This is a genomic window from Streptomyces sp. WM6386 (assembly GCF_000972385.1).
Lineage (GTDB): Bacteria > Actinomycetota > Actinomycetes > Streptomycetales > Streptomycetaceae > Streptomyces.
The window spans coordinates 1-12,549 of sequence record NZ_JXTE01000033.1 but is presented as its reverse complement, the minus strand read 5'-3'; the positions used below and the strand labels follow the sequence as shown (position 1 = coordinate 12,549).

General features: G+C 71.8%; 11 protein-coding genes. 8 read left to right on the top strand and 3 right to left on the bottom strand.

The annotated features are described in order from the left end of the window. Positions 1-254: 254 nt before the first annotated feature. From TN53_RS21075 to TN53_RS21060, 4 genes are all read left to right on the top strand, one after another. Positions 255-1,727: an AAA family ATPase gene (locus tag TN53_RS21075; RefSeq protein ID WP_046260131.1), complete on the top strand. Its 1,473-nt coding sequence runs from the start codon at positions 255-257 to the stop codon at positions 1,725-1,727. Between the two features lie 302 nt (positions 1,728-2,029). Next, on the top strand, positions 2,030-3,145 hold the full coding sequence (gene rsgA, locus TN53_RS21070; RefSeq protein ID WP_420719115.1) for a ribosome small subunit-dependent GTPase A: 1,116 nt from the start codon (positions 2,030-2,032) through the stop codon (positions 3,143-3,145). A gap of 153 nt (positions 3,146-3,298) precedes the next feature. Next, the gene (locus TN53_RS21065) at positions 3,299-4,657 is read left to right on the top strand and encodes a DNA-3-methyladenine glycosylase 2 family protein (RefSeq protein WP_046260130.1); all 1,359 of its coding nucleotides are present in this window, start codon (positions 3,299-3,301) and stop codon (positions 4,655-4,657) included. Further along, the gene (locus TN53_RS21060) at positions 4,654-5,160 is read left to right on the top strand and encodes a methylated-DNA--[protein]-cysteine S-methyltransferase (RefSeq protein WP_046260129.1); all 507 of its coding nucleotides are present in this window, start codon (positions 4,654-4,656) and stop codon (positions 5,158-5,160) included. Before TN53_RS21065 ends, TN53_RS21060 begins: the two co-directional genes overlap by 4 nt. A gap of 13 nt (positions 5,161-5,173) precedes the next feature. On the opposite strand, the gene TN53_RS21055 is transcribed toward TN53_RS21060, so the two are convergent. After that, entirely contained in the window at positions 5,174-5,551 is a 378-nt protein-coding gene (locus TN53_RS21055; protein WP_095046625.1) for a PPOX class F420-dependent oxidoreductase, read from the bottom strand. Between the two features lie 67 nt (positions 5,552-5,618). Continuing rightward, positions 5,619-6,101 carry a DUF456 domain-containing protein gene (locus TN53_RS21050; RefSeq protein ID WP_046260127.1) on the bottom strand — a complete coding sequence of 161 codons (483 nt, stop codon included), beginning with the start codon at positions 6,099-6,101 and terminating at the stop codon, positions 5,619-5,621. 265 nt (positions 6,102-6,366) lie between these two features. Between TN53_RS21050 and TN53_RS44150 the strand changes: the two genes are divergently transcribed. After that, positions 6,367-7,917, top strand: a complete 1,551-nt coding sequence (locus TN53_RS44150; RefSeq protein ID WP_052745266.1) for a protein phosphatase 2C domain-containing protein — start codon at positions 6,367-6,369, stop codon at positions 7,915-7,917. 27 nt (positions 7,918-7,944) lie between these two features. Further along, a complete protein-coding gene (locus tag TN53_RS21040) occupies positions 7,945-9,687 on the top strand; it encodes a pyruvate dehydrogenase (RefSeq protein WP_046260125.1) in 1,743 nt (580 codons plus the stop codon). Between the two features lie 16 nt (positions 9,688-9,703). Here TN53_RS21040 and TN53_RS21035 read toward each other — a convergent pair whose 3' ends face one another. Beyond that, positions 9,704-11,080, bottom strand: a complete 1,377-nt coding sequence (locus tag TN53_RS21035; protein ID WP_046260124.1) for a helix-turn-helix domain-containing protein — start codon at positions 11,078-11,080, stop codon at positions 9,704-9,706. Positions 11,081-11,305: 225 nt separating this feature from the next. Between TN53_RS21035 and TN53_RS21030 the strand changes: the two genes are divergently transcribed. Both TN53_RS21030 and TN53_RS48370 read left to right on the top strand, forming a co-directional pair. Continuing rightward, positions 11,306-11,920 (top strand): hypothetical protein, encoded by a 615-nt coding sequence (locus tag TN53_RS21030; RefSeq protein ID WP_046260123.1) that lies wholly within the window; start codon positions 11,306-11,308, stop codon positions 11,918-11,920. 309 nt (positions 11,921-12,229) lie between these two features. Further along, positions 12,230-12,549: hypothetical protein (locus TN53_RS48370; protein ID WP_234441656.1), on the top strand; the 320-nt coding region annotated here is incomplete at its 3' end.

Genomic DNA, 12,549 nt, shown 5'->3' with positions numbered 1-12,549 from the left:
TACGACATTGCCAACTGAAGGCGCTTTCTTGACCGAACGTGCCCATGTTCTGTCGCGCGGCGAATAGAACCCGTGGCGTCCGCGAGCGCACCTGTCCAGGGCGGGGGGCGTTCCGGCGTCGACCGAGCTGACGCCCGTCATCTCGTCTGCTGCGTCGTTGAGACGACTTCCGAGACCGGCCGAGGTGAGGCCATTGGAAGATATAGAGGTACAGTTTATAGATATGTGCTTCTGCATTCTGGGATCGGAGGGGCATGGACAAGCCCGTCGAGATGTTCGACCGCGACTACGAATGGTCGGCGCTGACGCGGTTCATCGAAGATGAACAGCCCGGCGCGACGCTCGGCGTGGTATCCGGACGGCGCCGACAGGGCAAGACCTTCCTGCTCGACGCGGCCTGCCGTGCCGCGGGCGGGTTCTACTTCGGCGCGACCGAGGCGGCCGGCGCCGAATCCCTGCGGAGGATCAGCGCTGCACTCACCGCGCATGTGCGACCTGCCAGTCCGTACCACTTCGCCGGCTGGGCCGAGGTCGTCGACGCGCTCCTCGCGCTGGGCAGGGAGCGGCCCGTGCCGGTCGTGATCGACGAGTTCCCGTACCTGGCCAAGGCGAATCCGGAGCTCCCCTCGATCATCCAGGAGGCGCTGCGGACCCTGCGCGACGAGCGCAGCGGCTCCCGCACCCGGCTACTGCTGTGTGGCTCGGCGCTGTCGTTCATGGGCAGGCTGCTCTCCGGCAACGCTCCCCTGCGGGGCCGGGCAGGGCTGGAACTGGTCGTCCGCCCTCTCGACCACCGCCTGGCCGCCGAATTCTGGAACATCACAGACCCCCGCCTCGCCCTGCAGGTCAACGCGATCGTCGGCGGCACACCCGCGTATCGACGCGAATTCGCCCGCGGCGACACCCCGAACGGAGCCGACGACTTCGACGACTGGGTCGTGCGCACCGTCCTCAACCCGGAGACCCCTCTCTTCCGTGAGGCCCGCTATCTGCTCGCGGAGGAACCCGACCTGCGCGACACCGCCCTGTACCTGTCCGTCCTGGCCGCGGTCGCCGACGGCAACGCCACCCGCGGGGGTATGGCCGGGTACCTGGAACGCAAAGCCACCGACATCGCGCACCCGATCAACGTCCTCGAAGACGCCGGCCTGCTGCACCGGGACGCCGACGCCTTCCGCGACAACCGCCCCGCCTACCGCATCGCGGAACCGCTGATCGGCTTCTATCACGCCATCATGCGACCGGTCTGGGACCAACTGGAACGCCCCGGCAGCGCAGCCCGGGTCTGGCAGGCCAGCCGCCGCCGCTTCACCAGTAACGTCCTCGGCCCTCACTTCGAACAGGTCTGCCGCGACTGGGCCCTGCACCACGCCGCCCCGGAACTCGTCGGCGGTCTGCCCGCCCGGGTCGGACACGGCGTGGTACACGATCCCAAGGCCCGCGTCGGACACGAGGTGGATGTGGCTGTCGTCGGCATCGCCGACGGCTCCAAACCACCGCTCCTGGCCATCGGCGAGGCCAAGTGGAACGACACCATGGGCATCGCCCACATCGAGCGCCTTCGGCACATCCGCGATCTCATCACCGAGGCGGGTCGTTACGACACCGCCGGCACCCGACTCATGTGTTTCAGCGGCGCCGGTTTCAACGACAAGGCATACGCGGCCGCACACGCCGACCCTGATATCCAACTGATCGGCCTGGAAACGCTCTACGGCATGGCGTGAGCCGCGCCAGTGCGCGCGGTGCCGGGGCTGTGCCGCGGTCGTCGCCGCATGGGTTGCCGTAATTCGATGGCGTCACCCGCCCGGGTACCTCTAGGGTCGGTTCCGTTGGAGCGGCATCCCCAGGTTGCCGCAGGTGACGTGGATTGTGCTGTGGGAGGTGTGACCGATGGCTGTCGTTGAGACGGGCGCTGCCCGCATCCGGAAGTTCATTCAGTCCACCTCCGTGGCCTCCGGCTGACCTCTCCACTCCTCCCGCGCTGTTGAGCGCGGTGCCGGGGCCACCCCTTGTGAAGGGTCACCCCTTGTCCTCCTCTTCTCTCCTGGGTTCGTCCTCGTCCTCCTCGCATCCGCTAGCGCCGTACGGCTGGGATGCGGACTGGGAGGCCGAGTTCGCCCCGTATGCCGAGCGGGGTCTCCTGCCCGGCCGTGTCGCGCGTGTCGATCGTGGCCTGTGCGACGTGATCACCCCGGCCGGCATGGTCCGTGCCGACACCGAGTTCGTTGTCCCCCGCGACCCGATGAAGGTCGTGTGCACGGGGGACTGGGCGGCCGTCGACCCCGAAGGCAGCGATCCGCTGTACGTACGGACGCTCCTGCCGCGCCGCACCGCCTTCGTGCGCTCCACCTCCTCCAAGCGGTCCGAGGGGCAGATCCTCGCCGCCAACGTCGACCACGCGATCGTCGCCGTGTCCCTGGCCGTCGAGCTCGACCTCGGCCGCGTCGAGCGCTTCCTCGCGCTCGCCTGGGAGAGCGGCGCACAGCCCGTGGTCGTGCTCACCAAGGCCGACCTCGTACCGGACGCGGTGACGCTCGCGCATCTCGTCCAGGACGTGGAGACCACGGCGCCGGGCGTACCGGTGCTGACGGTCAGCGCCCACGACGGTGACGGGCTCGAAATCCTCGCCGCGGTCGTCTCCGACGGTACGAGCGTGCTGCTCGGGCAGTCCGGAGCGGGCAAGTCGACCCTCGCGAACGCCTTGGTCGGCGAGGACGTCATGGACGTCCGCGCGGCACGTGACGTCGACGGCAAGGGGCGTCATACGACGACCACCCGCAACCTCCTCGCCCTCCCGGGCAAAGGTGTGCTGATCGACACCCCGGGGCTGCGCGGCGTCGGTCTCTTCGACGCCGAGAGCGGTGTCGGGCAGGTGTTCTCCGAGATCGCGGAACTGGCCGAGCGGTGCCGTTTCCACGACTGCGCCCATGAGGCGGAGCCGGGGTGCGCGGTGCTTGCCGCGGTCGATGACGGGGAGCTGCCGCAGCGGCGGCTGGAGAGCTATCGGAAGCTGATCCGGGAGAACCAGCGGATCGTGGCCAAGACCGATGCGCGGGTCCGTGCGGAGCTTCGGAAGGATTGGAAGCGTCGGGGGGCTGAGGGCAAGGCTGCGATGGAGGCGAAGCGGGGGAGGGTGCGGTAGGGCGCCTATGGGGGTGCGGGGTTGTGTTGTCGGGCGGCTGCGAGTGCGTTGTGGCTGGTCGCGCAGTTCCCCGCGCCCCTTCAGGGCGCTACCAGTGCCGTGTCTGAAATCCGCCAGCCCTGTTCTTGTCCAGGCCGCACACTGGATTGTGTGATGGACGAAGACAGCAGGTACGAGGCGGTGCGGAGTCGGGACGGGCGGTTTGACGGGGAGTTCTTCTTCGCCGTCGAGACGACCGGGATCTACTGTCGGCCCAGTTGTCCCGCCGTCACGCCGAAGCGGCGCAATGTGCGGTTCTTCGCGACGGCCGCCGCCGCGCAGGGCTCCGGGTTCCGGGCCTGCCGGCGGTGCCGTCCGGACGCCGTGCCGGGGTCGGCGGAGTGGAACGTACGGGCCGATGTCGTGGGGCGTGCGATGCGGCTGATCGGCGACGGCGTCGTCGACCGGGAGGGCGTCGCGGGTCTCGCGGACCGGCTGGGCTACAGCGCCCGGCAGGTCCAGCGGCAGCTCACCGCGGAACTCGGCGCCGGGCCCGTCGCCCTCGCCCGCGCCCAGCGCTCGCACACCGCACGGGTCCTGCTGCAGACCACGGAACTGCCGGTCACCCAGATCGCGTTCGCCTCCGGGTTCGCCAGCGTGCGGCAGTTCAACGACACGATCCGCACCGTGTACGCGCAGACCCCGAGCCGGCTGCGCGACGCCGCGCCCGCGTCCCGCCGTACGGCCACCCCGGCGGCCGGTGTGCCCCTGCGGCTCGCCTACCGGGGCCCGTACCGGTCCGGCGCCGTCTTCGACCTCCTGGCCGACGAGGCCGTGCCCGGCGTCGAGGAGGTGAGCGGACCGGAGGGGAAGCGCACCTATCGGCGCACGCTGCGGCTGCCGTACGGCACCGGGATCGTCGCCGTCGAGGAGCGGCCGCGCGGCTGGCTCGACGCCCGGCTCCACCTCACCGACCTGCGGGATCTGACGACCGCCGTGCAGCGGCTGCGGCGCCTGTTCGACCTCGACGCCGATCCGTACGCCGTCGACGAACGGCTCGGCTCCGACCCGCGCCTCGCCCCGCTGGTCGCGGCCCGCCCGGGGCTGCGGTCGCCGGGCGCGGCCGACCCGGAGGAGCTGGCGGTACGGGCGCTGACCGGCCCGGCACAAGCGGCGCGGCTCGTGCAGCGGTACGGCAAGGCGCTCGACGCGCCCTGCGGCAGCCTCACCCACCTCTTCCCCGAACCGGCGGTCCTCGCCGAGGCCGAGCCCGAGGGCCCCCTCGGCGCGCTCACCGCCGCCCTCGCCGACGGCGCCGTCCACCTGGACCCCGGCGCCGACCGCGACGACGCACAGACCGCCCTGCTCGCCCTGCCCGGCATGGACGCCCGTACCGTCGCCGTCGTCCGCACCCGCGCCCTCGGCGACCCCGACGTGGCCCCGCCCGACCTGAACGCCCCCGACAGCTGGCGCCCCTGGCGCTCCTACGCCGTACAACACCTGCGCACCGCAGGGGAGCTGGAGACCCGATGACCACGCACTGGACGACTGCGGACAGCCCCGTCGGCCCGCTCCTCCTCACCGCCGACCCGACCGGCGTGCTGACCTCCCTGTCCGTACCGGACCAGAAGGGCGGCCGCACGGTCCAGGACGGCTGGCTGCACGACCCCGCCCTCTTCCACGAGGCCGAGGAGCAGCTCACGGCGTACTTCGCCGGTGAGCTGAAGGAGTTCCGGCTGGCGCTGCGGGCCGAGGGCACGGAGTTCCGCGAGCGGGTCTGGGCCGCCCTGGACGACGTCCCCTACGGCGCCACGACGACATACGGCGAGATCGCCACACGCATCGGGGCGCCCCGCGCCGCGGTACGAGCGGTCGGCGGCGCGATCGGCGCCAACCCCCTGCTGATCGTCAGGCCGTGCCATCGGGTGATCGGTGCGAACGGTTCACTGACGGGGTACGCGGGCGGCCTGGAACGCAAGACGACGCTGCTGAGCCTGGAGGGTGTCCTCCAGGACGGGGCGCGCAGTCGCGCGTGACGACGACTATTCCTTACCCATCTGACGCATCGAGCCCCCAACTGTGAATCCGCCGAGGATGGATCCGAATGACCTCCTCACTGAAATGCGCCCCCAGCTCATGCGGCCCCACCAGCAGCTCCGCCTCTCCCCGGACATCGATCCCGCGCACCTTCCAGGGCCGAAGACTGACGATGTCGTCGACCACGAGCGCGACCTTCGGGTTCTTTTGAAGGTTGCGCCACTTCTTGCTGCGCCCCATCTCGTAGCCGCCGACCAGAATCGTCCCGTCGTCCTGGGGGAAGAACCCGACCGGGTTGGCCTGCGGCTGCCCCTGGGGGGACACCGTGGCGAGCCGCCCCAGCCGCTGCGACTTCAGATACGCGCGTTCGGCCTCGCTGAATTCGGTCATGCCGCCATCCGAACACGCCCGGACCGGCGGGCACATCGGCTCCTCGGCGTAGGGCCGCGGCCCTACGTCACCCCCACAGCACCGCCCCCAGCCACGCCCCCGTGATCAGCAGGCAGGTGAACAGCTCCGCCAGCACGCTGGAGCCGCCTGAGCGCATGACCGTGCGAAGTGCCGCCCTCGCCTCGCCGTGCCGGCCGAGACGGAGGCGTTCGTACAGGTAGATGCCGGCCATGAAGCCGGGGATCGCGCCCACCACGGGGACCAGGAAGAAGCCGAGGAACGCGCCGGTCCCGGCGTACACGCCCATCCGGGGGGTGGCACCGCTCGTGCGCAGACGGCGGGGCGGCAGCGCCCAGCGCACCACCTGGGACAGGAACAGCACCACGGTGGCCCCCACCAGCACCCACCACGCGACCGGCCGCGGATCCTTCAGCGCCCACCACGAGACCGCGGCCCACACGAGCCACGACCCCGGCACCCCGGGCACCAGCACTCCGCACAGGCCGAGCAAGAGGACCAGGCCGACCAGCAGGAGCTCCCACACTCCCATGCGTCCAGGGTGCCGGACGGCCGGAGAAGGCGCAGGTCAGCCATACTCGGCCCAGGCCCCGGCCCCGCTCGTACACATGCCCCCCCAGCCGCAACCCGGTCGTCACCCCACCGAGCCCCATCAGCCGCTTCACCCGGCACCGACCCGAACAGCCCCGGCGGCTCTTTTCGTACGGTCGTTCTGTGGATCACCCGCCGCGCGGCGCGCCGCCGATTTTTCCGGATGCCCCGTTTTCATCCGGGCCGCACGGTGGACAATTAGGGGCATGAGCCAGCAGGGGGGAAGGCCCACCGGTCACGAGGACGACTGGTGGGGTCAGCTGTACGACGACACCGAGGACGCGGGCCCGGCCGCCGCGCCCGACTCGCTGGACGACAGGTTCGCCTCGGCTGCGGGGACGGTGAACACGGGCACGGGGGTTCCGGCGCCGCGGGCGGCCGAGGAGGACACCCCGCCGACGCGGTCCCGGGCCCCTTGGGAACCGACGCAGTCGACAACGGGCCCGACGAACTTCGCGCCGGGCGGCGATCCACCGAGGCCGGGCGGCGGCCCGCCCGCACAGCCTGCCGACACCGCACCGCCAGAGCCGACGGGCGGTCATGCCGCCGGGGCCGCCTCCGACCCGAAACCGGGTGGCAGCCCGCGGGCGTGGGCGGCGGAGCCGGCGGGCGGTCGTGACGCCGGGGCCGCTCCCGACCCGAAGCCGGGCGGCACCCCGCAAGCGCGGGCGAGCGAGACCCACCCGCCCGCGGAAACACCGGTCGACGCGGCACCCCCGCCGGCAGAAACGCCCCCGGAACCACCCCCCACCCGCACCCCCACCCGAGTCGACCTCCCCACGCTCCCTCCCGGCCCCCTGGGCTTCGTGGGTTCCGGCCCGCCGACCTACGACGCCGAACCCACCGCCCTCCCGGCCGCGGACCCCGACGACCTGGACGACCTGGTCGCCGACACCGTCCTCGACGGCGCCCACTACGGCTCCTGCACCCTGCGTGCCGCCTCCGTGCGGGGCGACTCCGCCCGCTTCCGGGGCGAACCCCGCCGGGACTCCCTCCTCACCGCCCGCTTCGGCACCGGTGACCACGCCCTGGTCCTCGTCGCGATGGCCACCGGCGCCCGCGCGACCCCCGGCGCCCACCGGGCCGCCGCCGAGGCCTGCCACTGGATCGGCAGGGCCGTCGGCCGCAGCCACGCACGCCTCGCCGAGGACCTCCGCGCCGCCCGTCGAGGCGACCTGAAGTCGGGGCTGCACCGGCTCACCGACCGCAGCCTCGGCAAACTCCGTGCCAGCGCCACCGAGCAGGGCATCGACCCGGAGGAGTACTCCGCCACCCTGCGCTGCCTTCTCCTGCCGGCCGACACGGACTGCCGTACCCGCGTCTTCTTCGGCGTCGGCGAGGGCGGACTGTTCCGCCTCAGGGAGGGCGAGTGGCAGGACATCGAACCGCGCGTCCTGGACGTCACCGGAGAACCGGTGGTCGGCTTCGGCTCGCTGCCCGCCGAGACCCCCGAGGGCGACCGCCTCACCATGGACCTCGGCATCCCCACCCCGCCGAGCCCCTACGAGGCCGCGCCCGAGCCGCCCCGCGAACCCTTCCGCTTCCGCGCCTCCGTAGCCCGCCCGGGTGACACGCTCCTGATGTGCAGCGGCGGCCTCGCGGAGCCCCTGCGCGGCGAACCGGAGCTGTGCGAGTACCTCACGGGCCGCTGGTCCGGCCCCACCCCACCGGGCCTCGCCGCCTTCCTCGCGGACACCCAGGTGCGGGTCAAGGGCTACGCGGACGACCGTACGGCCGCCGCCGTGTGGGAGGCGTAACGGCGGGGGTTGTGGATTGATGGATCCATGGCCAAGCAGAACGTCGCCGAACAGTTCGTCGACATCCTCGTCCGCGCCGGTGTGAGGCGCCTCTACGGCGTCGTCGGCGACAGCCTCAACCCGGTCGTCGACGCGGTACGCCGTAACGCCGCCATCGACTGGGTGCACGTCCGGCACGAGGAGACCGCCGCCTTCGCCGCCGGCGCCGAGGCGCAGATCACCGGGAAGCTGACCGCCTGCGCGGGCTCCTGCGGTCCCGGCAACCTGCACCTCATCAACGGCCTGTACGACGCCCACCGCTCCATGGCCCCGGTCCTCGCCCTCGCCTCGCACATCCCCTCCAGCGAGATCGGGCTCGGCTACTTCCAGGAGACCCACCCCGACCAGCTGTTCCGCGAGTGCAGCCACTACAGCGAACTCATCTCCCACCCGAAGCAGATGCCGAGGCTGCTCCAGACCGCGATCCAGCACGCGGTCGGCCGCTCCGGCGTCAGTGTCGTCTCGCTCCCCGGTGACATCGCCGACGACCCCGCACCGGACAAGTCGCTGGAGACCGCCCTCGTCACCTCCCGGCCCACCGTCCGCCCCGGCGACACCGAGATCGACCGGCTCGTCGAGATGATCGACGCGGCCGACAAGGTCACCCTGTTCTGCGGCAGCGGCACCGCGGGCGCGCACGCCGAGGTCATGGAGTTCGCCGAGAAGATCAAGTCCCCGGTGGGGCACGCGCTGCGGGGCAAGGAGCACATCCAGTACGACAACCCCTATGACGTCGGTATGAGCGGACTGCTCGGCTACGGCGCCGCCTACGAGGCCACCCACGAGTGCGATCTGCTGATCCTGCTCGGCACCGACTTCCCGTACAACGCGTTCCTTCCCGACGACGTCAAGATCGTCCAGGTCGACGTCCGCCCGGAGCACCTGGGCCGCCGCTCCAAGCTCGACCTCGCCGTGTGGGGCGATGTGAAGGAGACCCTGCGCTGTCTCACCCCACGGGTGCGGGCCAAGCAGAACCGCAAGTTCCTCGACAAGATGCTCAAGAAGCACGCCGACGCGCTGGAAGGTGTCGTCAAGGCGTACACCCGCAAGGTCGACAAGCACGTCCCGATCCATCCCGAGTACGTGGCCTCCGTACTCGACGAACTCGCCGACGACGACGCCGTGTTCACCGTCGACACCGGCATGTGCAACGTCTGGGCCGCCCGCTACATCTCCCCCAACGGCCGCCGGCGCGTCATCGGCTCCTTCTCCCACGGCTCGATGGCCAACGCGCTGCCGATGGCGATCGGCGCCCAGTTCGTCGACCGCAGGCGGCAGGTCGTCTCGATGTCCGGTGACGGCGGATTCACCATGCTGATGGGCGACTTCCTGACCCTGGTGCAGTACGACCTGCCCGTGAAGGTCGTCCTCTTCAACAACTCCTCGCTGAGCATGGTCGAGTTGGAGATGCTGGTCGCGGGCCTGCCCTCCTACGGCACCACCAACAAGAACCCCGACTTCGCCGCGGTGGCCCGCGCCTGCGGTGCCCACGGTGTCCGGGTGGAGAAGCCCAAGCAGCTGGCCGGCGCCCTCAAGGACGCCTTCAGACACAAGGGGCCCGCCCTCGTCGACGTCGTCACCGACCCCAACGCCCTGTCCATCCCGCCGAGGATCAGCACCGAGATGGTGACCGGGTTCGCCCTGTCCGCCTCGAAGATCGTGCTCGACGGCGGCGTGGGGCGGATGCTGCAGATGGCGCGGTCCAATCTCCGTAACATGCCGCGGCCCTAGGGCCCTTCTGACGGCCCTAACCCTCCGACGCCCACCTGCGGTTGGACCAGTCGTACGAGTACTGCGGGAGCTTCTTGTCGCCCGTCGTGCGGAACGGGCTGCCGTTGTCGGTGATCCGGGCGGTGCCGGTGCGGCCCTGGGAGGACCAGTCCAGCTCCAGGTACCAGCGGCAGTCGCAGGTCACCGTCCGCGCGGTGACCAGCAGGATCTCCGGGTCCTCGGCCGAGACGCGGTAGGGCATCCGGATCGCGGGGATCTCGTTCTCGCCGTCGGAACCGGCTTCCGAGCGGGCGACCGGGCGGTCCGCGTCGAGGTCGACGGAGAACTGACGCGGGGTGAGGGCGCCGCCGCAGCCGTTGTCCATGGCATAGGAGTTGCCCTCGGCCGGGGCCGCGCGCCCGACGACCCGGACCCGGAGCGCCTCGAGCACCACGGCCGTGGAGCTGCGCCCCTGCACGGAGATCTGCACCATGGTCTCGCCGCCGTGCAGCGCGCCCAGGGTCGACGCCCAGACCGGGGCGTCCTGCGCGGTCGGAGGCGGCGGGACCTTGGTCGTCGGCTTGTCGATGACGTAGTGATGACCGCAGCCCGCGTTCCAGACATGGGGGTTGACGGTCCAGGTGAGGGGCCCGGCGGCGCCCGGGGGGGCACCGCCGGTGGGACTGCCGGGGCCCTTGCCGGACGGGGCGGGGGCCGGGCCGCCGGTGCCGGCGGAGGGGGACGGGGAGGTCCGGTCCGGGGAGGGCGAGGGGCTCGCCGACTTCTTCGACGCGGTGGGATCCGGTGACCTGGGAGCGGCCGACGTCGTGACGGCGGGGTCGGAGGGGCGTACGGCGTCGGCGGGCGAAGAACGGCCGTTCGACAGGGCGGACAGGCCGGCGAGGGTGGCGGCGGACGCGACGGCGACCGCCGTCGTCACCAGGATCCGCCGGCGGCGGTACCAGGGGAGTGGGGCGGAAGGGTCGCCCAGGTTCGTGACCGTCTCGGCCTGCGGCACCGGCTCCGGCTCGGCCTCCGGCTGGGCTTCCCGCACCGACTCGGGCTCGGGAGCGGGCCAGGGGGCGGGCTCGGGATCAGGAGCGGGCTCAGGGACAGGAGCGGGCCCGGCCTCCGCCACCGGTGTCCGCGGCCGCTGCCGTGCCGCCACCGCCGGCAGCCACAGCCGGTGCAGCTCCAGCCGTTCCTCCGCCGTCGCCCCGCACAACGCGGCGAAGCGCTCCACGGGGGCGAAGTCGACAGGGACCGCGTCCCCCGCGCAGTAGCGGTGCAGCGTCGAGGTGTTCATGTGCAGACGCCGGGCCAGCTGGCCGTAGCTGCGGTCCGTACGTTCCTTCAGCCGCGTGAGCAGCGCCGCGAATTCCGCGACCTCGTTCCCGCCGTCCCGTTCTGACAACGTTCCCCCTGTGTCTCCCGGACCGGTGCCCCCATCCCAGGCACCTCGTATACCTGCACGTCAGACGGCCTGGGATGGTTCCACCGTGGCGGATCGGGCGCCGGCTGTTGCGCAGGCCGCCTGTGACGGCTGATGCTCTTGGTGTCGCACCGACCGGGCCGGACCGACCATCCGCCGTCGGCGGCATTCCACATCCAAGCACTCACTCGTACACGGGGGACACCCATGCCCAAGCGCACCCGAGCCGGAGCGCTGTTCGCCGTCGCCGTCACGGGCCTCGCCCTCGGCGCGACGCTCGCCGCACCGGCGGACGCCGCACCGCAGACCGCGCCGAAATTCCTGTCGGCCGCCGAACTGCCGCCGCACCCCTCATCCGCCTGGAAGGCGGCCAAGGTCACCGACGGCGTCCCGGACGAACTTCTGAGCTGTCTGAGGGAGACGCTGCCCGGCTACGACTCCCGGTACCGCTCGTTCACCACCGAGCTGGAGACCAACGCCCAGCAGCTCACGATCGTCGTCGGCACCACCGCCAAGGCCAAGGCCCTCGCCGACCGCCTGAACAAGGACATGCGCACCTGCGCCACGCGCATCGAGCAGGCCGACCCGGAGATCGACGCCACGTACAAGAACTACGGCACGCTGCCGGTGGAGGAGGGCGCCCGCGTCCACGGTCTGCACACCTCCGCCTCCTGGGGCGCCTCCGACATCCACCTGCTGTCGGTCGGCCGGGACGGGCGGACCGTCACCGTCGTGCAGTGGGGGCAGATGGGCGACTTCGACGACGCACCGGTGAAGGCGTTCAGGAAGACGACGACCACCGCGGTCGACAAGCTCCACTGAGCCCGACCCTTCATGTGAGACCAACCGAAGAAGCGGAGCCGCCCTCCTGCGACGGGGGTACGGGAGGGCGGCTCCCGCTGTGTGACCTCAGGTGCGCAGGCGGCGAGTTCAGGCCAGTTTCCACGGCGGGCAAGGAACCGCTCCGCCCAGGGCGTCCAGGAACAGTCGTCCCATGGCTTCGCCGCCTACGACCGGATCGGCAGCCCGCACTGGACGGTAGGTGCGAGGCCCTTCGGTCACCGCGTCGCCGCAGTGCGCAGACCCGGAGCCGGATCGGACCACCGCGTCGGCCGCGGCCCGCGAGGGCGGATGCACCGGCTCGCCTCCGCCGCCCGGCACACCACGATCCGCGGGCGTACGCCTCCCGGGGACGCCTGTGAGTGCGCGGACCGCTGTGCGCAGGAGAGGGCCGGGGCGGCGCAGGTCGTGAGCCCCTTCGTGGCCACCAACCGGAACCTCCGCGTCGACCAGCGGTTTCCCCGCACTGCGAGGAGGGCGCGTCCGGCGGGCGCCGAGCAGCACATGCCACGCGCCGGAACCACCGGCACGCCCACCCCGCACCGGCCGCGTCGTACGAGCGGCCCCACCGCGCGCTCCCGTCCCACCACCCCCGGCGCCCGCCGCGGGCC